Annotated in this window: 23 protein-coding genes; 19 read left to right on the forward strand and 4 right to left on the reverse strand. The window is 73.7% G+C overall.

The features are described 5' to 3' along the window. Positions 1 to 68 precede the first annotated feature (68 nt). From ACGF4F_RS00830 to ACGF4F_RS00845, 4 genes are read left to right on the forward strand one after another with little or no spacing between them, the layout of a single operon-like run. Complete coding sequence (locus tag ACGF4F_RS00830) at positions 69 to 794, forward strand: SRPBCC family protein (RefSeq protein ID WP_357435874.1); 726 nt, start codon at positions 69 to 71, stop codon at positions 792 to 794. After that, positions 787 to 1,194 (forward strand): cupin domain-containing protein, encoded by a 408-nt coding sequence (locus ACGF4F_RS00835; RefSeq protein ID WP_073836261.1) that lies wholly within the window; start codon positions 787 to 789, stop codon positions 1,192 to 1,194. Before ACGF4F_RS00830 ends, ACGF4F_RS00835 begins: the two co-directional genes overlap by 8 nt. Continuing rightward, positions 1,191 to 2,459, forward strand: coding sequence for a beta-ketoacyl-[acyl-carrier-protein] synthase family protein (locus ACGF4F_RS00840; RefSeq protein ID WP_393073613.1), 1,269 nt, complete (start codon positions 1,191 to 1,193; stop codon positions 2,457 to 2,459). Before ACGF4F_RS00835 ends, ACGF4F_RS00840 begins: the two co-directional genes overlap by 4 nt. Next, complete coding sequence (locus ACGF4F_RS00845) at positions 2,456 to 3,709, forward strand: beta-ketoacyl synthase N-terminal-like domain-containing protein (RefSeq protein ID WP_357435869.1); 1,254 nt, start codon at positions 2,456 to 2,458, stop codon at positions 3,707 to 3,709. The genes ACGF4F_RS00840 and ACGF4F_RS00845 overlap by 4 nt, the downstream gene beginning before the upstream one ends. A 101-nt stretch (positions 3,710 to 3,810) precedes the next feature. Here ACGF4F_RS00845 and ACGF4F_RS00850 read toward each other — a convergent pair whose 3' ends face one another. Beyond that, positions 3,811 to 4,179 carry a tetratricopeptide repeat protein gene (locus tag ACGF4F_RS00850; protein WP_393073616.1) on the reverse strand — a complete coding sequence of 123 codons (369 nt, stop codon included), beginning with the start codon at positions 4,177 to 4,179 and terminating at the stop codon, positions 3,811 to 3,813. Between the two features lie 357 nt (positions 4,180 to 4,536). Here ACGF4F_RS00850 and ACGF4F_RS00855 point away from each other — a divergent pair, with 357 nt between their 5' ends. From ACGF4F_RS00855 to ACGF4F_RS00865, 3 genes are all read left to right on the forward strand, one after another. Then, entirely contained in the window at positions 4,537 to 6,441 is a 1,905-nt protein-coding gene (locus tag ACGF4F_RS00855) for a zinc ribbon domain-containing protein (RefSeq protein ID WP_393073618.1), read from the forward strand. 437 nt (positions 6,442 to 6,878) lie between these two features. Then, complete coding sequence (locus ACGF4F_RS00860) at positions 6,879 to 7,580, forward strand: DUF5937 family protein (protein ID WP_393073621.1); 702 nt, start codon at positions 6,879 to 6,881, stop codon at positions 7,578 to 7,580. 363 nt (positions 7,581 to 7,943) lie between these two features. After that, complete coding sequence (locus ACGF4F_RS00865) at positions 7,944 to 9,290, forward strand: class I adenylate-forming enzyme family protein (RefSeq protein ID WP_393073624.1); 1,347 nt, start codon at positions 7,944 to 7,946, stop codon at positions 9,288 to 9,290. 8 nt (positions 9,291 to 9,298) lie between these two features. Here the strand turns inward: ACGF4F_RS00865 and ACGF4F_RS00870 are convergent, their stop codons facing one another. Beyond that, entirely contained in the window at positions 9,299 to 9,907 is a 609-nt protein-coding gene (locus ACGF4F_RS00870; protein ID WP_393073627.1) for a 4'-phosphopantetheinyl transferase family protein, read from the reverse strand. Positions 9,908 to 9,924: 17 nt separating this feature from the next. Between ACGF4F_RS00870 and ACGF4F_RS00875 the strand changes: the two genes are divergently transcribed. The 12 genes from ACGF4F_RS00875 (at position 9,925) to ACGF4F_RS00930 (ending at position 21,157) form a co-directional block, all read left to right on the forward strand. Continuing rightward, a complete protein-coding gene (locus tag ACGF4F_RS00875) occupies positions 9,925 to 10,191 on the forward strand; it encodes a phosphopantetheine-binding protein (protein WP_073836266.1) in 267 nt (88 codons plus the stop codon). Next, complete coding sequence (locus tag ACGF4F_RS00880; RefSeq protein ID WP_073836267.1) at positions 10,191 to 10,436, forward strand: hypothetical protein; 246 nt, start codon at positions 10,191 to 10,193, stop codon at positions 10,434 to 10,436. Before ACGF4F_RS00875 ends, ACGF4F_RS00880 begins: the two co-directional genes overlap by 1 nt. After that, positions 10,429 to 11,523, forward strand: coding sequence for a beta-ketoacyl synthase N-terminal-like domain-containing protein (locus tag ACGF4F_RS00885; protein ID WP_357435860.1), 1,095 nt, complete (start codon positions 10,429 to 10,431; stop codon positions 11,521 to 11,523). The genes ACGF4F_RS00880 and ACGF4F_RS00885 overlap by 8 nt, the downstream gene beginning before the upstream one ends. Continuing rightward, positions 11,520 to 12,032, forward strand: coding sequence for a beta-ketoacyl synthase chain length factor (locus tag ACGF4F_RS00890; RefSeq protein ID WP_393073631.1), 513 nt, complete (start codon positions 11,520 to 11,522; stop codon positions 12,030 to 12,032). Before ACGF4F_RS00885 ends, ACGF4F_RS00890 begins: the two co-directional genes overlap by 4 nt. Continuing rightward, a complete protein-coding gene (locus ACGF4F_RS00895; protein WP_393073634.1) occupies positions 12,029 to 13,696 on the forward strand; it encodes a class I adenylate-forming enzyme family protein in 1,668 nt (555 codons plus the stop codon). The genes ACGF4F_RS00890 and ACGF4F_RS00895 overlap by 4 nt, the downstream gene beginning before the upstream one ends. Further along, positions 13,693 to 14,970 (forward strand): beta-ketoacyl-[acyl-carrier-protein] synthase family protein, encoded by a 1,278-nt coding sequence (locus ACGF4F_RS00900; protein WP_393073637.1) that lies wholly within the window; start codon positions 13,693 to 13,695, stop codon positions 14,968 to 14,970. The genes ACGF4F_RS00895 and ACGF4F_RS00900 overlap by 4 nt, the downstream gene beginning before the upstream one ends. Positions 14,971 to 15,041: 71 nt before the next feature. After that, complete coding sequence (gene hppD, locus ACGF4F_RS00905; RefSeq protein WP_393073640.1) at positions 15,042 to 16,148, forward strand: 4-hydroxyphenylpyruvate dioxygenase; 1,107 nt, start codon at positions 15,042 to 15,044, stop codon at positions 16,146 to 16,148. Continuing rightward, on the forward strand, positions 16,145 to 17,068 hold the full coding sequence (locus tag ACGF4F_RS00910) for a phytanoyl-CoA dioxygenase family protein (RefSeq protein WP_393073642.1): 924 nt from the start codon (positions 16,145 to 16,147) through the stop codon (positions 17,066 to 17,068). Before hppD ends, ACGF4F_RS00910 begins: the two co-directional genes overlap by 4 nt. Positions 17,069 to 17,070: 2 nt before the next feature. Continuing rightward, a complete protein-coding gene (locus ACGF4F_RS00915) occupies positions 17,071 to 17,868 on the forward strand; it encodes a DUF3050 domain-containing protein (protein ID WP_357435852.1) in 798 nt (265 codons plus the stop codon). Further along, positions 17,865 to 18,833: a thiamine pyrophosphate-dependent dehydrogenase E1 component subunit alpha gene (locus ACGF4F_RS00920; RefSeq protein ID WP_393073645.1), complete on the forward strand. Its 969-nt coding sequence runs from the start codon at positions 17,865 to 17,867 to the stop codon at positions 18,831 to 18,833. Before ACGF4F_RS00915 ends, ACGF4F_RS00920 begins: the two co-directional genes overlap by 4 nt. Further along, complete coding sequence (locus ACGF4F_RS00925; protein ID WP_393073648.1) at positions 18,833 to 19,798, forward strand: alpha-ketoacid dehydrogenase subunit beta; 966 nt, start codon at positions 18,833 to 18,835, stop codon at positions 19,796 to 19,798. Before ACGF4F_RS00920 ends, ACGF4F_RS00925 begins: the two co-directional genes overlap by 1 nt. A gap of 3 nt (positions 19,799 to 19,801) precedes the next feature. Further along, positions 19,802 to 21,157, forward strand: a complete 1,356-nt coding sequence (locus tag ACGF4F_RS00930) for a hypothetical protein (RefSeq protein ID WP_393073651.1) — start codon at positions 19,802 to 19,804, stop codon at positions 21,155 to 21,157. A 91-nt stretch (positions 21,158 to 21,248) separates the two neighbouring features. Here ACGF4F_RS00930 and ACGF4F_RS00935 read toward each other — a convergent pair whose 3' ends face one another. Beyond that, positions 21,249 to 22,763 (reverse strand): hypothetical protein, encoded by a 1,515-nt coding sequence (locus tag ACGF4F_RS00935; protein WP_393073654.1) that lies wholly within the window; start codon positions 22,761 to 22,763, stop codon positions 21,249 to 21,251. Positions 22,764 to 22,778: 15 nt separating this feature from the next. Continuing rightward, complete coding sequence (locus ACGF4F_RS00940) at positions 22,779 to 23,498, reverse strand: SGNH/GDSL hydrolase family protein (RefSeq protein ID WP_357435839.1); 720 nt, start codon at positions 23,496 to 23,498, stop codon at positions 22,779 to 22,781. Between the last annotated feature and the right edge of the window lie 74 nt (positions 23,499 to 23,572).

Raw genomic sequence — 23,572 nt, forward strand, 5'->3', positions numbered from 1 at the left:
GCCGACCCGGCCGGCCGTACCCCCGTCACCGCCGTGCCCGCCGCCGGCCCGACCGCTTGGAGGACCCGATGACCGTCGCTTCCGACCGCCCGCTCGCCGCGCAGATCACCGACATCCTTGTCACCCACTGTGGCCTGGACGCGCAGGCCGCCGCCCGCACCCCGGCCGCCAGCCTGGAGGAGCTCGGCATGGACTCGCTCGCCCTGCTCGAACTCTCCGCGGTCGTGGCCGACCGGTGGCGGGTCAAGATCCCCGAGCAGGCCGGGCAGCTCAGCATCGCCGGCGTCGCCGATCTGGTGGCCGGCAAGGCCGACCCGCCCGGACACACCGAGAACGGCATCGAGATCGCCGCGCCGCTGCCCCTGGTCTGGGAGGTCACCAACGACGTGGCCCGGTGGACCGAGCTGTTCACCGAGTACGCGGCGGTGGAGATCCTGGACCGCACCGGCGACACCGTGCGGTTCCGGCTCACCATGCATCCCGACGAGAACGGCGTGGCCTGGAGCTGGGTCAGCGAACGCACCGCCGACCGGGCGAGCCGGCAGGTGCACGCCCACCGGGTGGAGACCGGCCCGTTCGAGTACATGCGCATCCACTGGCGCTACGACGAGGTCCCCGGCGGCACCCGAATGACCTGGGTGCAGGACTTCGCCATGAAGCCCACCGCCCCGGTCGACAACGCCGGCATGACCGAGCGGATCAACGCCAACAGCAAGGTCCAGCTGGCCGTCATCAAGGAACGGATCGAACGGCGGGCGGCCGCGTCGACCGGGAAGGAAGGCCGCGATGCCTGAGACCACCACCGCCCGCGTCTCCGTGCACGACGTCCCCGCCGACCGGCGGCGCGGCGGCGAGCTGCGGGTCCTGCTCGGCCCGAAGACCGTCGGCAGCACCTCCGGGTTCATGGGCGTGGCCGCCCTCGCCCCCGGGGAGCGGATCGCCGAGCACTACCACCCCTACAGCGAGGAGTTCCTCTACGTCGCCCGCGGCGCGATCACCGTCGACCTGGACGACCGGCCGGTGCCGCTCGGCGCGGGGGAGGCGCTCTTCGTGCCGAAGGACGTCCGGCACCGGCTGCGCAACACCGGCGACGAGCCGGCCGAGGTGGTCTTCCACCTCGGGCCCCTCGCTCCGCGCCCCGAGCTCGGCCACGTCGACACCGAGACACCCCCGCCCCCTCGGGAACCGTCGTGACCGGCCGGCGTACCGTGGTCACCGGCATCGGCGTCGTCGCACCCGGCGGCGCCACCCGGGACCGGTTCTGGAAGACCATCACCGAGGGGCGGACCGCCACCCGGCGGATCAGCTTCTTCGACCCGTCGCCGTTCCGCTCCCAGATCGCCGCCGAGTGCGACTTCGACCCGGACCCGGCAGGCATCACCCTCGCCGAACGGCAACGCGCCGACCGGTACGTGCAGTTCGCCCTGGCCTGCTCCACCGAGGCGCTCGCCGACAGCGGTCTCACCCTCACCGACGCCGACCGGGACCGCGCCGGCGTGGTGCTGGGCACCGCCGTCGGCGGCACCATGGCCCTGGAGCAGGAGTACGTCCGGGTCAGCGACTCCGGCCGGCACTGGCTGGTGGACCACACCCTCGGCGGGCGGTACCTCTACCAGGCGCTGGTCCCCAGCAGCCTGGCCGCCGACGTGGCCTGCCGGCACGGCCTGCACGGCCCGGCCCAGGTCGTCTCCACCGGCTGCACCTCCGGCATCGACGCCATCGGATACGCCCACCAGCTCATCGCCGACGGCGAGGCGGACGTGGTCCTGGCCGGGGCGGCGGACTCGCCGATCTCCCCGGTAACGGTCGCCTCGTTCGACGCCATCCAGGCCACCAGCCCGGACAACGACGACCCGGAGCACGCGTCCCGGCCGTTCGACGCCGACCGGCACGGTTTCGTCCTCGCCGAGGGGGCGGCCGTGCTGGTGCTGGAGGAGGTCGAGCATGCCCGCCGCCGGGGCGCCCACGTCTACTGCGAGGTGGCCGGGTACGCCAGCCGCAGCAACGGCTTCCACATGACCGGGCTGCGCCCGGACGGGGTGGAGATGGCCCTGGCCATCAGCGACGCGCTGCGCCAGGCCCGGCTCGCCCCGTCGGCCGTCTCGTACGTCAGCGCGCACGGCTCGGGCACCCGGCAGAACGACCGGCACGAGACGGCCGCGTTCAAGCGGGCGCTCGGGCCCACCGCGTACCGGGTGCCGGTCAGCTCGATCAAGTCGATGGTGGGGCACTCGCTCGGCGCCATCGGCTCGATCGAGATGGCCGCGTGCGCGCTGGCCATCGAGTACGGGGTGGTCCCGCCCACCGCCAACTGGGCCACCCGGGACCCGGAGTGCGACCTGGACTACGTGCCCAACGAGGCGCGGGAGGTGCCCGTCGACGTGGCCCTGTCGGTGGGCAGCGGCTTCGGTGGCTTCCAGTCCGCGATGGTCTTCCGCCGGCTGGCGGTCACGCCATGACGGCGCGGGCGGTGGTGACCGGGATCGGGGTGGTGGCGCCGACCGGGATCGGTAACGACGCGCACTGGGCCAGCGTGGTCGCCGGCACCCGGCGCACCGGGCCGATCACCCTGTTCGATCCGGCGAGCTATCCCACCCGGGTCGCCGGGGAGGTGCCCGACTTCGACCCCGGCGGGTTCGCCGACACCCGGCAGCGGGTGCAGACGGACCGGTGGACGCATCTCGGGTTCGCGGCCACCCGGCTGGCGCTGGCCGACGCCGGGCTGCCGGAGCGGGCACCGGACCCGTACCGGTGGGCGGTAACGCTGGCCAGTTCCTCCGGCGGGAACCTGTTCGGCCAGCGGGAGCTGCAGCGGCTGTGGGGTGGGCCGACGCGGACCGTCGGGGCGTACCAGTCGATCGCCTGGTTCTACGCGGCCAGCGTCGGGCAGGTGTCCATCCACCACCAGCTCAAGGGGCCGTGCGGGGTGACGGTGTCAGAGTCGGCCGGTGGGCTGGACAGCCTGGCCCACGCGGTCCGGACCGTCCGTCGGGGCACCCCGCTGGTGGTGGCCGGGGCGACCGAGTGCCCGCTCAGCCCGTACGCGCTGGCCTGCCAGCTCCGCTCGGGGCTGCTCAGCGACATCGCCGACCCCGAGCGGGCCTACCGGCCGTTCGACGCCGGGGCCAGCGGGTACGTGCCGGCCGAGGGCGGCGCCGTCTTTGTGGTGGAGGAGTTGGGACACGCGCTGGACCGGGGCGCCCGGATCTACGGCGAGATCACCGGCTGGGCGGCCACCCACGATGCCGCCCCGACCGATCCCGAGGCCGGCCCAGATCCGACCCACTACGCCCGGGCGCTGCGGCTGGCGCTGCAGCGGGCCGGCGTACGGCCGCACGACGTGGACGTGGTCTGGCCGGACGCGCTGGGCGTGCCGGCGTTCGACCGGGCGGAGGCGAGCGCCCTGCGGGCGGTGTTCGGGGAGCGTACGCCGTCGGTCACCACCCAGAAGCCGCTGACCGGCCGGGCGCACCAGGGTGGGTCGGCGCTTGACGCGGCGACCGCGCTGCTCGCCTTCCACCACGGCCTGCTGCCCGCCTCCGCCGGCCCGCAGCGGCCCGCCGCGGGCTGCGAGCTGCCCTTCCTGCGGGATCCACGCCGCCCGCGCAGCCGTATCGCGCTGGTCGGGGCACGCGGCTTCGACGGCTTCAACAGCGCGCTGGTCCTGCGCGGCGCCGCGCCCCCACCCGCGCCGGAAGAGAGTCCCTAGGCGGGTGGTCCAGGTCTTGCGGCACAACACGATCTTGGAGGCTCTTTCGCGGTGCCCAGACGTTGACCCCTGACTTCGGCTTTGCTCGTCTGGTCGGCGGATCAGTCGGGCTCGACCAGGAGTGGGGCGTAGTTGGCCGTCGACCGCTGGTAGCGCGGCAGGTGCTTGGCGAGCGCCCCGACGGCGATCGACACTGCCTCCCGCTCCCGGCCGACGCTGGTCAGTGCCAGCGCGAGCGCCGCGCTGACCGCGTCGTCGAGCTCGTCGGAGCCGCGCCCGCGCTCCTCGGTCAGCAGCCGGACGCTCTCCCCGGGCTGCCCGATGTTGCGCAGCGAGCTGGACATCTGGATCACCGAGCGCCGCCGCCGGATGCCGTCGATGCCCAGCTCCAGCGCCTTGCGGTAGAGCGGAACCGCCTTGTCCGAATGACCGGTCGAGTCCCAGGCGCAGGCTCGCTCGAACGCCGCCACCGGATGATCCGACCCCAGCTCGTCGGCGAGGGCGCCGACCCGGTCGCGGAACTCCTCCTGGTCCCAGTCGTCGGGCGCCGCGTTGAAGGCTAACCGATTTGATTATCGATGATCAGTGATCATAGATTGGCCTGTGTGGAACGTTTTCGGCTTTCCAGGGCCGGGAAGCGTGTCGGTGTTCACCCTGTGGCGCATCACGTTTGGGCTGACTCGGGAGGGTTCCGGTGGCGTGGGCGGCGGTGAGGGCCGGTGTTTGTGGATCGGTGTTGAGGCGTTGAGTCGGTGAGCGGGAAGCTGCGGCTGGCCGGGGGTGAGGCCGCCCGGACCGCGTGTGCCCGCGCTGTGCTGCGCGCGGGGGTGGACGAGGAGACCGGTGAGGTCCTGTCTCGGGCGGTGCTGGCGCAGCGTGTCGGTTGGTGTGCTGATCTGGTGGCGGGCATGGTGGCCGCGCTGATCGGCGAGCACTGGAACACCGTGGATGTGCAGGTGTTGGCCGGCGGGGTGGATGCGGGTGGACGGCGGTTGCCGTCGAACGCGTGGATGGCGTTGCGGCGGCTGGGCTGGACCGCCACCCCGCCTGGGGGTGTGAGGGTCAATGACCGGGTCGTGCGGATGGCGCAGGAGCAGGCGGGGCGTGCGCTTCGTTCGGTGAAGTGGCGTGCCGAGGTGACCGGCGGGGTCCTGGCGACGTGGCCGTCCGATCCGCGCAAGCGCACGCCCGCGGAGTGGGATCAGGTTCGGGCCTCGATCCCCGGCGGGCAGCATCTGCCGTCGAACATCATCAAGGGCCGCACCCGGCAGGCCGCCACGTTCGCCAAGGCCAATGGTCGCCTGCCGGTGGATGTGTTCGAGTTGGAAGGCGTCCCGAGGATCGGGCGGATGTTGCTGTTGGCCGCGTGTGATCGGCAGCAGGCCATCATCGAGCGCTGCGACACCGACCCGGGCAGGGCGCTGCTGCGGCTGCAACTGCCCACCCGTCCGGATCCGCGAGGGTATCGGGACTGGACGTGGGTCGAGTGTCCGATCAGGCTGCCGTCCACGGTTCCCGCCTCGGCGGTGCTGCACCTGCCCACCCTCCGCCTCACCGACGGCAAGGTCCGTGCCGACATGGCATACACGCACCCGGTGCCGAAAGCCGCGCGGACCGGTCACACGGTGGCGGTCGGTGTGGATTGGGGCCTCAACACCCTCCTCAGCGCCGGAGCCCTGCGACTGGGAAAGGATGGGCGGATCACGGCTTTGGGGGCTGGTGGACAGTTCCGCGCCGCCGGTGTTCTGGCCAAGCAGCATCGCCTGCGCCGTCACAGTGAGCGGCTGCATGCGAAGGCCGACCTGTACGCGCGGCTGCTCGGCGGCCGCCCCGACGAGCAGTTGAGGGCGAAACGTGAGGTGCTGGCCGGCGAGATCCGCCACGTGTCCGCCCGCCGCGCGAACTTGAATACCGCGCTCGCGTGGGCTGCCGCCCGCTGGGCCGTCGACCAGGCGATCGCCGCCCGGGCGACGGTGATCTATCTGGAAGACCTGCGGTCGATGGAAGCGCGGGGCATGGGGCACAGCCTGAACACGCGTCTGTCCCAGCAGGTCCGCGGAAAGATCAGCGATCGGATGCGGCACCTCGCCGCCGAGCACGGTATCGCCGTGGTCACCGTGCCCGCCCGGAACACGTCCAAGCACTGTCCGCAATGTTTGACCCCGCTGCAGCACCGTAAAGCCCCCGACCGGCCCACCACACCGGGATGGAAGTGGGCCATCTGCCCCAACACCGGGTGCGGTTGGCAGGGCGACCGGGACCACGGTGCCTGGCGGCGGATCGCCGCCCGTGGTCTGACCCATCAGGGCAAGACCGTCATTGACAAGACCAGCGGCGCCATGGTGATCCGCTCGGTCGTCGACGAGCTCGAAGCCGCAGCCGTTGTCACCCCAAGCACCTTCAAGACCAGTCGGAGGGACCGGTCGAAGACCGGCCCCACCCGGCCCCGCACCTCACGCCCCGCGCCCAGGCGACGCAGGGCACCCTCCCCCACCGGGCCTAATGGCCGGGTGGGTAAGCGTCCGGAGGGACACGCACCAACGGACCGGCCGAGGTTGCCTCGCGCAGCCCACCGGCACCAGGGCGTGAACACGATCAGCACACCCACCACCGCCGGCCACCGGCCACGCGGAGCCGCCTTGGGCGCGGGATTCCATCTCCACGTCCATGCAACTCCACCACGGTGGGAAACGATCCCGGAAACCCCATCCGACTCAGGATCGCTAAGCTGATCAGGGACGCTGCCCACAGGTCCGCGCTGCGCTGCTCCCAGTCGGCTCTCGGGTTCATCGTCGTTCTCCTCGTGATCGTTGGTTCGGACGGGAGACACTCTGCGAGCGCTGGTACCGTGGCCGCCAGTGATTCGGCATGGGCCGAATCCCTTCTCCTCTCGGAAGGCGCGGATGGCGGTCACGCTGCGGTTCAGCCCCACCGACCTGCTGCGCTGCCGCTTCGCCATCTCACCCATGCTTGAGACGCTGTCGGCGGTGCGCCTGCTGTCCCCGCGCGAAGGGGTCGGCCCCACCGCCGCTGGCTCGACACCCTCGACACGCGGGGACTCGACCTGCGGCCGATCGCCCTGCTCCAGCCGCGTCGCGGCTACACCCCCGATTTCCTGTCGCCGCCTCCGGTCAGCCCGCACGCCCGGTTCGAGGACGAGATCGAGGCGGTGGCGGCCACCGACCATCATCGGGTACGCGCAGAGCTGCGCCGGTCGCTGGCGGACACCCCGGGGGCGGCCGAATCGGCGACCGGACGGCTCCTGCTGGGCGACCCGGCCTTCGTTCTTCAGACGCTGGTCTCACTCGTGAGGCAGGCGTGGGAGGTCCTGGTCGAACCGGTCTGGCCGCAAGTGCACGGGCTGCTTGACGCCGATGTGGGGTTTCAGACCCGGCGTCTCGCCGAGGGCGGCCTGGACCGGTTGTTCGCCGAGGTGCATCCACGACTGCGCTGGAACAACGGCGTGCTGACCCGCGATTACGGCGACGACGAGCATCGCGATCTGCGAGGCGAGGGGCTTGTCCTGGCGCCCAGCGCCTTCAAGTGGGATCAGGTCGTCGTCATCGTGGACCCGCCGTGGCAGCCCACGGTGATCTATCCGGCGCGCGGGCTCGGCACGCTCTGGCAGCCCCTGTCCACCGATCGGCATGCGGCGCTCGGTCGGTTGATCGGCAGAACCCGGGCGGTGCTGCTGCTCGGCCTCGACGAGCCGACCAGCACGACCACGCTGGCCCACCGCCACGCGCTGGCAGCCGGGACGGTCTCCGAGCATTTGTCGGTGCTGCGCGACGCCGGGTTCGTCGCCGGGGAACGACACCGGCACGAGATCCGCTATCGGCGCACGCCCCTCGGCGAAGCCGTGCTCCGTTAGTGCGGTGTCCACCACGTCCACCGGGTGTGCCGGTGGCTGTTGTGGATCCTCGCCGGGCGGGCGAGCGCCGTCCCCGTCACGGTGCCGGCGACTGCCGGGCAAGGGGCGACGGCCGGCGGTGTACTGGAGCCGGCGTAATCGCGATCCTGCCCTGTCCGATCGATCCTCGGCAATCCACCCAGCCGCTTTTCCTGATCTAGCCATTTGCATCTAGCTATGCCTCGAAGGGCTGCCGTAGGGTCTCGTCAGCACTCCGGGTGACGCACCTATTGGGCGGATTTCGGCCACTTTGAGGCTGGGTGGTGGACGGTCGTGACTGTGCATCCTGTAGCGGAAGATCCTCTGGCGGCAGAGGCGAGCTGGGTGGACGACATCCTGTTCACCGGGCGTCCCACCGACGTCTGCCTACGCCTGCCCGAACCGGTCGACAAGGGCACCCTGCGCCGCCTGGTCGGCGAGGCGCAGGCTCGGCTCGCCGAGGCCGGGCTGCGTCCCGGCGGGGCCGCCGCGCTGCGGCTGCCGCCGTCGCTGGCGTACGTGGTGAACCTGCTCGCCACCTGGCGCAGCGGCGCCCAGGCCGTGCTGCTGGACCACCGGCTCACCGACCACGAGGTCGACCCGGCGCTACGCCGGCTCACCCCGCAGGTGGTGGTGGCCCCGGTGCGGACCGGCGGGGGAGCGCTGCGGATCTTCGTCGACGTCACCGACGGGATCACGGCCTACTCCGACCGCCCGGCCGGCAGCCGGCACGCGGTGATCCAGCTCAGCTCCGGATCCACCGGACCGTCGAAGGTGATCGGCCGCACCGCCGAGGACCTGGTCGGCGAGGTGCACCGCTACACGCGCATCGACGGGGTGGCGCTGCCCGGCGAGCGGATCATCCTGCTGCCGTCCATGGTGCACGTGCTCGGCCTGGTCGGCGGGCTGCTCTACGGCCTGCACGCCGGCGTCGAACTGGTGCCGCCGGAGCGGCTCACCGGCGACGCGATCCTCGCCGCCGTCGCCGCCCAGCACACCCCGGCCACCGTGCTCGGCGTGCCGTTCCACATCGGACTGCTCGCCTCCACCACCCCGCCGGGACCGCTGCCCCAGCTCAAGCGGATGACCACCGGCGGTGAACTGGTCCCGGCGGCCGTCGCCCGCGCCTTCACCGACCGCTACGGCGTCCCGCTGGGCAACATGTACGGGATGACCGAGGTCGGCGTCATCGGCACCGACCTGTACGGGGCGAACCGCCCCGCCATCGCCCCCGCCCCCGGCATGCGCGTGCGGGAGTCCGGCGGTGAGCTGTGGGTGAGCTGCCCGGCGTCCCCGTACGTCGGGCTCGCCGACCCGACCCGGTGGGCGGACGGCTGGCTGCACACCCGCGACGCCGGCACCGTCGACCCGGAGACCGGGCTGGTCACGGTGCAGGGCCGGCTCGACTCGCAGGTGTCGGTGGGCGGCATGAAGGTCGACCTGACCGAGGTGGAGGCCACCGTCGCCGAGCTGCCCGGGGTGGGCGCCGCGGTGGTGGTCTGGGACGACGGCATCACCGCGTACGTCCAGCCGGACGGTCCGCTGTCCGCGGAGACGCTGGACAAGCTGCTCGCCGAACGCCTCGCCGGCTACAAGCGGCCGCGGACCCTGCACCTGCTCGACCAGTTGCCGCGCACCACCACCGGCAAGCTGGTCCGGTCGACGGCGGCGCTGCGGGACGCGGCGTCATGACCGGCCCGCTACGCGAGCACGACGTCGACCTCCCCGGCCGCCCCGGCGACCGCCACCGCGAGCACCAGGCCGTCCCCGGCCGGCGGGTGGCCCACCCGTACGCCGGGACAGGCGGGCACCGGGCGCAGCAGGTCGCCGGGACCGCCTGGCACCGGCATCCGCCGGCGCAGCCCGCCGTCGCGCAGCCCGGTGCCGAGCGCCTTGCCGACCGCCTCCTTCGCCGTCCACAGGCGCAGGAAGTCCAGGTCCCGGCCGGCCTCGTCCCGGGCCCGCAGCCAGGCCGCCTCCCCCGGGTCGTACCAGCGACCCGCGAGGGGGGCGGCGGGCAGCGGCCGGCGCCGCTCGACGTCCACCCCGACCGGCCCGCCCGCCCGGCCGGCCACCACGACCAGACCGTCGACGTGGCTCACGCTCACCGGCAGCGTCCGCCCGTCGCCGGCGTACACCTCGGGCCGCCCGCCGGGCGCCCGCCGTACCCCGATCTCCGTCCCGGACCGGCCGAGCAGCGCGCCACCCGCGCGCCGCAGCAGCCGCCGCGTCAGCTCCCGCTGGTCGCCGGCGGTGCGGCCGAGCCACACGTACACGGTGTCCCGACCGGGCACCGGTAGCTGCCTCACGGAAAGAGGTTAACGCCATGCGCGACGAGGTCCGCACCTTCGTCATCGAGCAGCTCGCCGACATGAACTACGACGTCGAGGACGTCGACGACGACACCACCCTGGGCCCCTCCGGGGTCGACCTCGAGTCACTGGCCCTGGCCGACCTGGCCGTGCGGGTCGAGGACCGGTACGGCCTGAAGTTCGCCGACGACGAGTCGGAGCAGCTGGCCCTGATGACGGTCGGCGAGTTCACCACGATGGTCGCCGACCGGGTGGCCGGCGCGACGAGCGACCGCTCCTGATGGCCGGTCAGCCCGACCTGGGGCGAGCTGACCTGGTGAGCATGCTCGCCGAACTGACCGCGAAACCCGTCGACCAGGTGCCGGACCGGATCGGCTCGATGGAGCTGGCCTGGCTGGTGCACCTCGTCGAGCAACGCTACGACCGCCGGATGGAGCTCAGCGACGACCAGCTCGCCGGCATCCGCACCGTCGACGACGCGCTGGCGGTGTTCCACACCTCGCTGACCGCGCCCGCAGATGGCTGAGCGGCAGCACCTGAGGATCACCGGCGTGCACGCGCTCAGCGCCCTCGGCAGGGGCGCCGACGCGCTGCTCGCCGGGGTGCTCACCGGCACCCCGGCGTTCGCGCCGGTCCGCAGGTTCGACACCACCGGCCGCCGGGTCACTGTGGCGGCCACCCTGCCCGAGGTCGGCCCGCTGGCCGACGAGCTGACCGACGCGGTCGACGCCGCCTGCCGGGCGGCCGGGCTGGACCGGCCGCACCGGTCCGCGGCGGCGCTGTTCCTGGCCGTCCACGGTGGACCCGAGGTGCCCGCGCTCGCCGCCGACCTGGCCCGGCGCTGCGGGCTGGCGGAGCGGCTCCGGGTCTACACCACCGCCTGCGTGTCGGCGAGCACCGCGGTGGCCGACGCGGCGACCCTGATCGGCCGGGGCGACCTGGACCGGGTCGTCGTCGCGGCCGGCTACCTGGTCGAGCCGGACCAGTACGCGCTCTTCGACGCCGGCCGGGCGTTAGCCGCCGACGGGGCGGTCCGACCGTTCAGCGCTGGCCGGCAGGGGTTGCTGCTCGGCGACGGGGTGGCCGCCGTGGTGCTGGAGTCACCCACTGCCGCCGCCCGCCGGGGCGCCCCCACCCTCGCCACCGTGCCCGGCTGGGGCCGGGCCGGGGACGCGTACCACCCCTGCCAGCCCGACCCGCAGGGGAGCGGGCTGGCCCGGGCGGTCGCCGCGGCGGTGCGCCGGGCCGGGCTGCCGGCCGAGGCGCTCGGCTACGTCAACGCCAACGCCACCGGCACCCCGTACAGCGACGCCGCCGAGGCGGCGGCGCTGCGCCGGGTGTTCGGCGACCGGGCCGGCCGAATCCCGGTCAGTTCCACCAAGTCGGTGCACGGGCACGCCCTCGAAGCGTCCGGGCTGCTCGAACTGGTGGTCACCGTGCTGGCGCTGCGGCACGGCAAGCTGCCGGTCAACGCCGGGTTCCTCGGCCCGGACGACACCTGCCCACTGGACGTGATCACCGACGCGCCCCGGCCGGCGGTCACCGACTACGCGCTGACCCTCAACGCGGCCTTCGGCGGCGCCAACACGGCCCTGCTGGTCGGTGCGCCGTGATCGCCGCGAGCGGGCTGCGGGTCCTCGCCGAGGCGCGCTGGCCGGAACCCGGCGACGGGGCGCCGCCCCCGGTGCCCGGGTTCGTGCACTCGGCGTTCCCGCCGCTGGTGGCCGCGGTCGCCGACCGCTGCCTGACCCGCCGGCACGGCGCGCGTCCCGTACCGGCCGGCATCCGCACGGCGGTCGTGCTGGTCAGCGCCAGCGGCGACCGGGCCAGCGCGGAGCACGTCCGGGCCACGGTCGCCGCCGGCGGCCGGATCGGGCCGCTGTTCTTCTTCCAGTCGGTGCCGAACAGCGTGGCCGGGCACGTCGCGGCGCGCTGGGGACTGGACGGCCCGGTGGTCTGCCTGAGCCCGACCGGGGAGCCGCGGGCCGACGGCACGGCCGAGGCGGAACTGCTGCTGTACGACGGCGACGCCGACGAGGCGTTGCTGGTCCTGATCGAACAGGCGCCGGACGGGACGCCGGGCGAGGCGACCGCGGTGCTGCTGGGGGAAGGAACGCCATGAGGAGCAAGGGACTACGCGGCGCGCTGGCCGCCGACACGGCGCTCGGCGCGGGCAACGTGCTGGCCCGGGTGCTGGCCCACGGCGCCGACCCGGACGGGCCGGGGCTCACCTTCGACACCCCCGTCGACGGTCACCCGGCCGAGCACCCGCTGACCCTCGGCCAGCTCGCCGAGCGGGTCGCCGCCCGGGCCGCCTGGCTGCACCAACGCGGAGTGCGGCGGCGGGACCCCGTCGCCGTGTGGGCCGGCACCGCCGCCGACATGGTGCTGTCGTTCCTGGCGTTGACCCGGCTCGGCGCGATCCCCGCGCTGATGAACGGCAAGCTGCGGCCGGAGATCGCCGCCGAGTACATCCGCCGGCTGCGGGCCGCCGGGGTGCTCGCCGACGCCGCCCACGCCGCGGCCCTGCACGGGCACGACCTCGGTGCCCCGCTGCTCGGCGAGCCCGCCGAGGCGGGCGCCGGCGACCCGGCCGCCGCTCCGGCCCACCACCGGCATCACCCGGACGACCCGGTCGTCATCACCCACACCTCCGGCACCACCGGCGTGCCGAAGGCCGTGCTGCACTCGCACGCCAGCCTGTTCGCCGCCACCCGGCACCTGCTGTCCATGCCGCAGGCGCAGGGCACCGGCCGGATCCTCAACGCGCTGCCCGCCCCGCACACCGCGACGGTGCTGATGGTCAACCAGGCGCTCGGCAACCGGGCGGAGATGTACCTGCTGTCCGAGCAGGGCGGCGAGCGGGTGCTCGACGCGATCCAGCGGTGGCGGCCGGACGGGGTCTTCGGGTTCTCCGTCACCTGGGCGGAACTGGCCCGCTTCGACCTGTCCGGCTACGACCTCGACTCGGTGCGGCTGTGGTTCAACACCGGCGACTGCTCACACGAGCCGCACGTGCGGCGGCTGGTCAAGGTCGGCTCGCGGGACGTGGTGACCCGGGAGGGCGTGACCCGGGTACCGGGGTCGGTTTTCATCGACGGGCTGGGCTCCAGCGAGATGGGGCACTCGATGTTCCACATCACCCACACCGTCGACACCGACCGGTACGGCCGCTGCGTCGGCCGCCCGTACCGGTTCACCAAGGTCGCCGTCCTCGACGACGACGGCGACGAACTGCCCCCGGGGCAGGTCGGCTGGCTCGGCATCGACTCGCCGTCGCTGTTCCGCGGCTACTGGAACGACTCGGTCACCACCTACCGGTCCCGGCTGCGCGGCTGGTACCTCACCGGTGACCTGGTCTACGCCGACGACGAGGGGCGCTACTACCACCTGGACCGGGCCGTCGACTCGGTCGACGCCGGCGACGGGAAGCGCTTCTTCACCGCGCTGTCCGAGGAGCGGATCCTCGCCGCCTGCGCCGACGTCACCGACTGCACGGTGGTGATCGTCAAGGAGGGCGAGCGGGCCGGCCGACCACTCCGGCTCGACTCGTCCGACGCCGCGCCGCGACCCCCGGTCGTCACCGACGTGCTCCTCGAACTGGCCGCCGGGGCCGACCCGGCGGAGGACCGCACCGAGCGGATCCGCGCCGCGCTCGGCCCGGACCTGGCCGCCACCCTGCGCCGGGTGGTGCCGGTCCGCGCCGACGACCTCCCGGTCACCGTGACCGGCAAGGTCCGCAAGGTGGCGCTGCGCGAGCGCTACCTGACCGAGTCGGCGTCATGACCGCCGTCATCACCGGCATGGGGCTGTTCACCCCGGCCGGCCGGGGCGTCGAGGAGACCTTCGACGCGCTCACCACCGGCCGGTCCGGGCTGCGCCGCCCGCCCGAGGGGCACCCGGCCCGGGACTGCCTGGAGGTGGCCGGGGTGCTGCCGGAGGTGGATCCGCGCAGCGTCGCCTCCGGGCCGGAGACGAAGGTGCTCGACCGGATCGTGCTGCTCGCCCTGATCACCGCCGCCGAGGCGCTCGCCGACGCCGGCATCGAGGTGGGGCGGGACGTCGACCCGGACCGGATCGGGGTGATCGTCGGCGGGGTCGGCGGCATGTCCACGCTGGAGAGCCAGGTGCTCGCCCGGGCCGCCCGGGGCCGGGCCGCGGTCAGCCCGTACCTGCTGACCGGGATCCTGCCGAACATGCCGTCGGCCCGGATCGCCATCGCGCACGGCATCCGGGGCTACAGCTCGGCGGTGGGCACGGCCTGCGCGTCCGGCGCCCAGGCGGTCGCCGACGCGGTCCGGCTCATCCGCGCCGGCGAGGCCGACGTGGTGCTCTGCGGGGCGAGCGAGGCACCGCTGTTCCCGACCTTCGCCGACACCTTCGGCAACGCCCGCGCGCTGGCCCGCGGCTGGGCCGAGCCGACCGAGGCCAGCCGCCCGTTCGACAAGCGGCGCAACGGGTTCGTCCTCGCCGAGGGAGCGGCGCTGCTGGTGCTGGAACGCGCCGAGCACGCCGCCGCCCGCGGCGTCACCGGCTACGCCGAGGTCGCCGGGTACGGGGTGAACAGCGACGCGTACCACCCGACCGCGCCCCGGCCGGACGGCGCCGGGGCGGCCGGCTGCATGCGCCGCGCCCTGGCCGGCGGGGGCGCCGAGCCGGGCCAGGTCGGCTACGTCAACGCGCACGGCACCGGCACGAAGCTCGGCGACATCGCCGAGACCACCGCGCTGGCCGAGGTGTTCGGCGTCGGCGGGGTGCCGGTCAGCTCCACCAAGGCACTCACCGGGCACCTGCTGGGCGCCTCCGGGGTGCTGGAGGCCGCGGCGACCGCGCTGGCGCTCGGCCGCGGGCTGCTTCCGCCCACCTACCACCTCGACGACCCGGACCCGGACTGCGCGGCGGACCACATCCGCACGGCACCCCGGGCCACCCGGGCCGAGTACGCACTGACCAACTCGTTCGGGTTCGGCGGCCAGAACGTCAGCCTGCTGCTCCGCCGCGCCGTGCCGGCGCGGCGGGCCGCCAGCGCCGCGACGCCGGCCGCCGGAGCGGGGAGGTGATCCGACGTTCCACCCCGGGCGGCGCAGGCCCGGGACGGCAGTCACGGGGGGACATCGGGAAAGGCTGACAGATGGACATCAACGGAATAGACCACATCGAACTGTACGTGGGGGACGCCCGGCAGGCCGCCTTCTACTTCGGCACCGCGGTCGGGTTCCGGCTGCGCGGCCAGGGCGGCCCGGAGACCGGGCTGGCCGACCAGCGCTCGCTGCTGCTGGCGCAGGCCGACGTCCGGATGCTGCTCACCTCCGGGCTGACCGCCGAGCACCCGGCGTCGGCGTACGTGCAGCGGCACGGCGACGGCATCGCGGTGGTGGCCCTCGAGGTCGACGACGCCGCCGGGGCGTACGCGGAGCTGGTGGGCCGGGGGGCCGCCGGGGTGACCCCGCCGCGGACCTTCACCGGCGCGGACGCCGAGGTGGTGACCGCGGAGGTGGGCGGCTTCGGCGACGTGGTGCACCGCCTGGTCGAGCGGCGCGGCGACCGCACGGAGTTCCTGCCGGGTGCGGTCGAGTCGCTGCCGGCCGGCGACGACGACAAGCTGCTCGCCGCGATCGACCACCTGGCGGTCTGCGTGCCGCCCGGCCAGCTCGACGGGACCGTCGCGCACTACGAGCGGGTGTTCGGCTTCGCGCAGATCTTCGAGGAGCACATCGAGGTCGCCGGGCAGGCGATGAACTCCAAGGTGGTGCAGAGCCCGTCCGAGCGGGTCACGGTTGTGCTGCTGGAGCCGGACACCAGCCGCCGGCCCGGGCAGATCGAGGACTTCCTGCGCTGGCACGCCGGCGCGGGGGTGCAGCATCTCGGGCTGCGCACCGACGACATCGTCACCGCGGTTGGCGCCCTCGCCGAGCGGGGGGTCCGCTTCGCCGGCACCCCCGCCGCCTACTACGACGACCTGGAGCGGCGCGTCGGGCCGGTCGACGCGCCACTGGACCGGCTGCGCGACCTGAGCATCCTGGTCGACTCCGACCACGGCGGCCAGCTCCTGCAGATCTTCACCGAGTCGATGCACGTGCGCCGCACCCTCTTCCTCGAACTCATCGAGCGGCGCGGGGCGCGCACCTTCGGCAGCGGCAACATCAAGGCGCTCTACGAGGCCAAGGAACGGGAACTGGCCGCGGCGGGGGCGAGTGCCGCCGCCGCGGCCGCCACCGCGGGAGGGGTTGGGGCATGACCACCACACATCCGGTGCTGACCGCCGAGGAGCAGGCGCTGCTGCCGTCCGACGAGGACGTGCGCCACTACGCCGAACACGGCTGGTACCTGTCGAAGAAGCTGTTCACCGACGACGAGGTGGACGAGCTGCTCGCGGCAACCGACCGCTACTACGCCGGGGAGCGCGACCGGCGGCTGCCCGTGCGGCCGCCGAAGCTGGCGTACTGGGAGCCGGCGTTGGGGGACGTGCAGCGGCACAACGACTACGTGCACTACGAGCACGACGTCATCGGCCGGATCCTGCGCAAGCCGTTGATCGGGGCGGTGGCCGCCCGGCTGGCCGGGGCCGAGGAGATCCGCGTCTTCCAGTCCACGCTGATCTACAAGCCGCCGATCTCCGGCGAGCCGTCCAACATCGTGCCCTGGCACTTCGACAAGCACTACTGGGCGGCGCTGTCGTCGGAGCGGATGCTCACCGCGTTCATCCCCTTCCACGACTGCGGGGAGGAGATGGGCACCATCACCATGGTCGACGGGTCGCACCGCTGGCAGGAGATCGGCGCCGACGACACCGTGGTCCGGCACTTCGCCGACCGGGACCGCGACCAGCTCGAGGCGATGCTCGCCGAGAACGCCGCCCACAACCACGCCGAGATCCGCAAGATCCCCATGGTCATCCCCAAGGGGCACATGAGCTTCCACCACTGCCGGATCTACCACGGCAGCGGCCCGAACGTCAGCGGCCGGCCCCGCCGGGCGATCTCGCTGCACCTGCAGGACGGCGCCAACGCCTGGCGGGAGTATCCGCTCTCCGACGGCACGCTCGCCGGATACAACCACGACGTGCTGGTCCGCCGCACCCCCGACGGCCGACCGGACTACGCGGACCCCGAATTCTGCCCGGTCATCTGGCGCGACCGCGCCCAGCAGGGAGGCTGAACATGTCACGGTACGACTGGGGTAGGACGCACCCGGGCATCGAGCGGCTGGAGCGGGCGGTGACCGACCGCCGCGACGTGGTGGTCAAGCACCCGCTCTACGCCAACCTGGACACCCATGACGCGCTGGTCACGTTCATGGAGCACCACGTCTTCGCGGTGTGGGACTTCATGTCGCTGCTCAAGTCGTTGCAGCGCCAGCTCACCTGCGTGACCGTCCCGTGGATCCCCACCGGCCCGACCGGTAGCCGCCGCCTCATCAACGACATCGTCATGGTCGAGGAGAGCGACGAGCTGGGCGACGGTTACATCAGCCACTTCGAGCTCTACGTGCAGGGCATGGCGGAGGCCGGCGCGGACACCACCGCCGTGGAAAAGCTGGTCGACCTGCTGCGCGCCGGCCGGCCGGTGACCGAAGCTCTGGTCGAGGCCGGGGTGCCGGCCCCGTCCGCGGCGTTCGCCGGCACCACCTGGCGGATCATCGACAGCACCCCGGTGCACTGCCAGGCGGCGGCCTTCGCGTTTGGCCGCGAGGACCTCATCCCCGAGATGTTCACCCAGGTCGTCGCCGTCAACGAACGCAGCCAGCGGCTCAACAAGTTCGTCGACTACCTGGAGCGGCACATCGAGGTTGACGGGGAGCAGCACACCCCGATGGCCATGCAGATGCTCGCCGACCTGTGCGGCGACGACGACGCCAAGTGGCAGCAGTGCGCGGACACCGTCAACGCCGCGCTCGCCGCCCGGGCCAAGCTCTGGGACGACATCCTCGCCGCGATCAAGGAGGAGCGCCCGGCGTGACCCACAACCCGGTCGGACTCTACCGGACGGTACGGCTGATCCGCCGCTTCGAGGAGCTGGCCATCGAACTGGTCCGCGCCGGGGAGATCGTCGGCGGCATCCACCCGTACCTCGGGCAGGAGGGGATCGCCGCCGGGGTCTGCGCCGCGCTGCGCGACGACGACCTGGTGACCGGCACCCATCGCGGGCACGGGCACGTGCTCGCGAAGGGCGCCGACCCGGCCCGGATGCTCGCCGAGCTCTGCGGCCGGGTCACCGGCCTCAACCGGGGCCGGGGCGGGTCGATGCACGCCGCCGACTTCGGCGTCGGGGTGCTCGGCGCCAACGCCATCGTCGGGGCCGCCGGCGCGATCCTCACCGGGGCGGTGTGGGCGCGCCGGCGGCGCGGCGACGACATCGTGGGGGCGACCTTCTTCGGCGACGGCGCGGTCAACGAGGGGATGCTGCTGGAGGCGTTCAACCTGGCCGCGCTCTGGCGGGTGCCGGTGCTGTTCGTCTGCGAGAACAACGGATACGCCACCACCATGCCCGTCGCGGGCGCGGTCGCCGGCACCATCGGCGGCCGCGCGGCGGCGTTCGGCATGCCGGCGACCGTCGTGGACGGGCAGGACCCCGAGGAGGTACGCGACGCCACCGCCGCCGCCGTCACCCGGATGCGCGCCGGCGGCGGCCCGGAACTGGTCGAGGCGCACACCTACCGGTTCGACGCCCACCACACCTTCGAGCACGTGGTCCGCCTCGACTACCGCCCGCCAGCCGAGGTGGCCCGGGGCCGCGCCCGCGACCCGGTCGCGATCCAGGGCGCGCGGCTGCCACGGTCGGTTCGGGACGCCGTCGACGCCGAGGTCGAGGCGACCCTGGCGGCGGCCGTCGAGTACGCCCTGGCCAGCCCGACCCCGGACCCGGCCGGGGCGTTGGAGCACCTGTACGCCAGCGGGCTGACCGCCCGGACCGGAGGTGGCTGATGCCCCGGCTGTCCTACCGCAGGGCGCTCACCCGCGCGCTCGCCGACGAGATGACCCGCGACGAGTCGGTCTTCCTGCTCGGCGAGGACATCCGGGTGGCCGCCGCGAACGTCACCTCCGGGCTGCTCAAGCGGTTCGGGCCGGAGCGGGTCGTCGACACCCCGCTGTCCGAGCAGGCGTTCACCAGCTTCGCCACCGGCGCCGCGCTGGCCGGGCTGCGGCCGGTGCTCGAGTTCCAGATCCCGTCGCTGCTCTTCCTGGTCTTCGAGCAGATCGTCAACCACGCCCACAAGTTCCCGCTGATGACCGGTGGGCAGTGCGCCGTGCCGGTCACCTACCTGGTGCCCGGTTCCGGCTCCCGGACCGGCTGGGCCGGGCAGCACTCCGACCACCCGTACAGTCTCTTCGCCCACGTCGGGGTGACCACCGTGGTGCCGGCCACCCCGGCCGACGCGTACGGGCTGCTGGTGTCGGCGATCCGCTGCGACGACCCGGTGGTGGTGTTCGCCCCCGCCGGGGCGATGGACCTCCGGGCCGACGTGGCCGACCCGGCCCCGGTGCCGCTCGGCCGGGGCGTGGTCCGCCGGGTCGGCACCGACGTCACCGTGGTCGCGGTCGGGCACCTGGTGCACGACGCGCTGGCCGTCGCCGGCGACCTCGCCGGCCAGGTGTCGGTGGAGGTCTTCGACCCCCGGACGCTGTACCCGTTCGACTGGGACGGGCTGGTCGAGTCGGTGTCCCGTACCGGGCGCCTCGTGGTGGTGGACGACTCCAACCGGTCCTGCGGCATCGCCGGCGAGATCATCGCCGCTGTGGTCGAACGGGTCCGGCTGCTCGCGCCGCCGCGCCGGGTCACCCGCCCGGACGGCGCCGTGCTGCCCTTCGCGCCCGCCCTGGACCGGGCCGTGCAGCCCGGCCGCGACCAGCTCACCGCCGCCATCCAACTCACCGTGAAGGACGGTTGACCGATGGACCCGAACTACCCGTGGCCGCCCGCCGAGCAGGCGTGGACCGACCTTCCCGAGTCGACCCGCAGGGCGATGGTGGCCGCCGGCGCCGCCGAATGGGAGCGGATCTACCACGGCCGGGCGACGTACAACAAGCAGTGGCGGCTGGCCCGGCCACCGGTGCTCACCGCCGACGCGTTCCGCGAGCTGAACGAGGTCTGCGACCGGATCGCCCAGCTCATCCTGGAGGCGTGCCAGCGGCGCGCCCGCACCGCCGGCGAGCTGCGCCGGCTACTCGACGTGCCGGCGGGGGAGACCAAGCTGCTCGACGAGGACGAGCCGCTGCACGAGGGGCTGCTCGCCGCGTACCGGCCGGACGTGCTGCTCTCCGGCGGGGTGCCGTGCATCGTGGAGTACAACATCGACAGCAGCCTCGGCGGCGGCTTCGACGCGGACACCGTGATCTACCGGTACGCCGACCTCTACCGCCAGCACGGCCTGCTCGACGGGCTGCCGGCCCGCCCGGCGCCGTCCCTGCTGGACCAGCGGTTCGTGGCGATCCGGGACACCCTCGGGCTGGCCGAGGGGGCCCGGGTGGCGCTGCTGATGGACTTCGACGCCGAGTACCCGGGGCTGGACGACCCGGAGACGTTCATCCGGATCCTCTCCCCGCTCGCCGACCAGGCCGAGCGGTTCGGCATCGACCTGGTCATCGCCCCGGTCGCCACCGCCACCCTGGACGGGGAGCGGCGACTGGTGGTCGGCGGTGGCCCGGTGGACGCGCTGTTCCGGCTGTTCGTGCCGAACCGGGTCACCCCCAGCGGCGGCCTGGACGCGGTCGCCGGGGCCCTCGCGGCGGGTACCCTGCCGATGTTCGTCAGCACCGCCGCCTGGCTGCTCAGCAACAAGCTGAACTACGCCTGGCTCTGGGCCGACCTGGCGTTGCTGTCGGCGGCCGACCAGGCGCTGATCCGCCGGTACGTCCCGCACACCGTGGCGCTCACGGCCGACCAGTTGGACCGCGCGCTGGCCGAGCAGGCCGACCTGGTGGCGAAGCCGGCCGGCGGCTCGGCCGGGCACGGGGTGCTGATCGGCCGGGAGATGAGCGCGGTGGCCTGGGAGGACGGCGTTCGCGCCGCGATCGACGCGGGCGGCAACATCCTGCAGCGCTACCACGAGGCCGACCGGGTGGCGATGGACTTCGTGCAGGTCGAGACCGGGGAGACGGTCAGCGCCGAGGTGCCCTACAGCCTTGCCCCGTACCTGTTCGGCCGGACCGGCTCCGGCGCCCTGGCCCGGGTCGGCTACCCCGGCTGCGAGCCGGTGCTCAACCTGGCCCGCGGCGTCCTCCTGACCGGCATCCTCCTCACCGACTGAGCCCGCTCCCCACCCGCCCACCTGCGTTGATCAAGAGGTTTGCGTCGTCCGGAGCCTGGCTCTCGACGCGAGCTTCTTGATCAACACGGGGTCAGGGGTGGCGCCAGCGGGTGAGGAGGGCGGCGCAGTAGGCATCGACGGCCATCGAGGGCACCGGGCGGCGGCTGCGGTGGACGGCGGACACCGCCTTCGCGACCGTGGGGTCCCAGCGACGTAGTGGCAACCAGCCGGCGACGTGCGCCTCGTGGCGGGCGGTGCCGGGTCGACCGGCGCCGCTGACGTCGCGTCGTACGGTCGGCCGCAGACCGAGGCGGCGCGTGCTGACGTGGTGGGTGAAGGTACGCGCCAGGGCCCGCATGTCGGCCTCCGTGAAGACCTCGGGCAGCCCGGGCGTCAGGCGGTACAGCACGGCGAAGTCGATGTCGAGCAGCGCGTGGGTGACGTCCTCGGCCTTCGGCACGGCATGGAACAGCGGACGGTAGCGGGAGCCGTCGCGGACCGGATCGCCGGTCTTCGCCCAGCCGCCGTAGACCCGGCCGAACGAGGGCCAGTACGGCCAGACGAAGCCGCCGCCCCGGACCGCGAACTGCCGGCGCAGGGTGCGGGCCATGGCGGCCGCCCGGTCGACGTAGTCGCGGTCGCCGGTCGCGGCGGCCAGCTGGATCAGCGCCCGCCCGACGGCGAGGAACTCGTTGGTGGGCAGTTCGGCACCGGCGAACCCGACGGGCTCGTCCGGCAACCAGGCGTAGTAGCCCTCCCCGTCGGCGGAGACCCGCCACTGGTGGTCGTGCACGGCGAGCGCCTCGTGCGCCACGGCGAGATAGTCGTCGGTACGCGCCGTGACGGCGGCCGGCACCAGGTCGGGCTGTTCACGGGCGAGCCGGGCGAGACCGGCGAGCGGATAGGTGATCATCCCGGTCTGCGCCGCCAGGACCACCCGCGCCGGCCGGCACGGGTAGCTGCCCGGCCGGACCCGGCGTGGGTCGGGCGCACCGGTCGCCGCCGCCCCGGCACCCGGCGGCCCGGCGAGCAGGTCCACGGTCACCGGCGCGGCGGCACTGTGCTGCGCGTAGGCCAACCGGTCGGCGCGGCGCGGGTCGGTGGGATCGAGGCTGAGCTCGGCCAGCACGATCGGCGGCCGGTCGCCGCCCGGGGTGACCGTGAGCGCGAACCGGCCGTCCGCGACCGGGGTGACCTGGACGGTCGCCTTCAACCCGTGCGGTGGGAGGTGGTGCACGTGCAGGGCCGGCGCGCCGGTCAGGTCCGGGACCACGGCGGTGGCCACGGTGAACTTGCTGGCGGAACTCCACACCGGCAGGCTCTGGCCGCGGTGGTCCCGCACGCCCCGCAGGTGGTCCCGAGCCGCGATGACCGCGTCCGCCATGCGTACCAGGCGATCAAGGTAGCCGGGGTCGCCGGTGGCCTCCGCCATGAGCAGGTACGCCTGCATCCGCCAGGCGAGCCCCCAGCCGAGCGCGCCGGCGTCGTTGTCCGGCACGACCGGGTCAGCTGACCCCAGGGAGGGAAGGACCGCTTCGACCGCGTCGAACAGCCCGTCGTCGCTGGTGGACGCTGCTCCGCGGGTCGTCGTGAACAGTGGCGGCATCCCGGGATTGTGCCATCACCGGGGTTCGATCTGTGTCCCCTCGGACACGTGGCGTGGCGACGTGGTCAGGTGGGCGGCCAGCACGCGGAGGGTCTCGGCGGTGGCGATGGCGTCGCTGCGGGCGCTGCCGTGCCGGCCGTCGCCGCTGTACAGCGACGGGTCGGCGACGGCCGGGTGGTCGGTGAGGTGCACGTGCAGGGTGCCGAGCCGCTCGGCCAGCCGACCGGTGTGGGTCGACAGTTGCCGCATCCGCTCCCGCAGACCCGCTCGCAGCGCCTCGGGGACGGCGGGGCTGTGCGAGACGTCGAACATGCCGACCGTGATCACACTCGCCCCGGCGTCCTGGAGGGCGGTGATCATCACGGACAGTTCGGCGTCGACCGCGTCCGGGTCGTACCCGGGCCGGAAGGCGTCGTTGCCGCCGCACACCACCAGCGCCAGGTCCGGGCCGAACGCCAGCGCCGACGCCAGCTGGGCCGCCCGCACCTCGTGCGCGCGCAGCCCACGCCGCCCCAGGTTGCGGTAGGCCAGTCCGGGCTGGACCGCGCGCAGCTCGGCGGCGATCCGGTCGGCCCACTGCAGGTCGGAGTAGCCGTCGACCGGCTCGCACAGCCCCTCGGCGACACTGTCGCCCAGCACCACGAACCGCCGCCACGGATGCCCCCGCAGCAGCTCGGCCGCCTCGCCCGAGCGGAGGCACCACGGATCCGTCGCTTCGGTCAACGTCGATCCCACCCCCGCACGCTAACCCACCCGCCCTCGATGCGTCGATCATGAGGTTGGCGGCCCTTCACCCGGCGTGTCGCGCC

Source organism: Micromonospora sp. NPDC047740 (assembly GCF_043204735.1).
In the GTDB taxonomy this organism is placed as follows: domain Bacteria; phylum Actinomycetota; class Actinomycetes; order Mycobacteriales; family Micromonosporaceae; genus Micromonospora.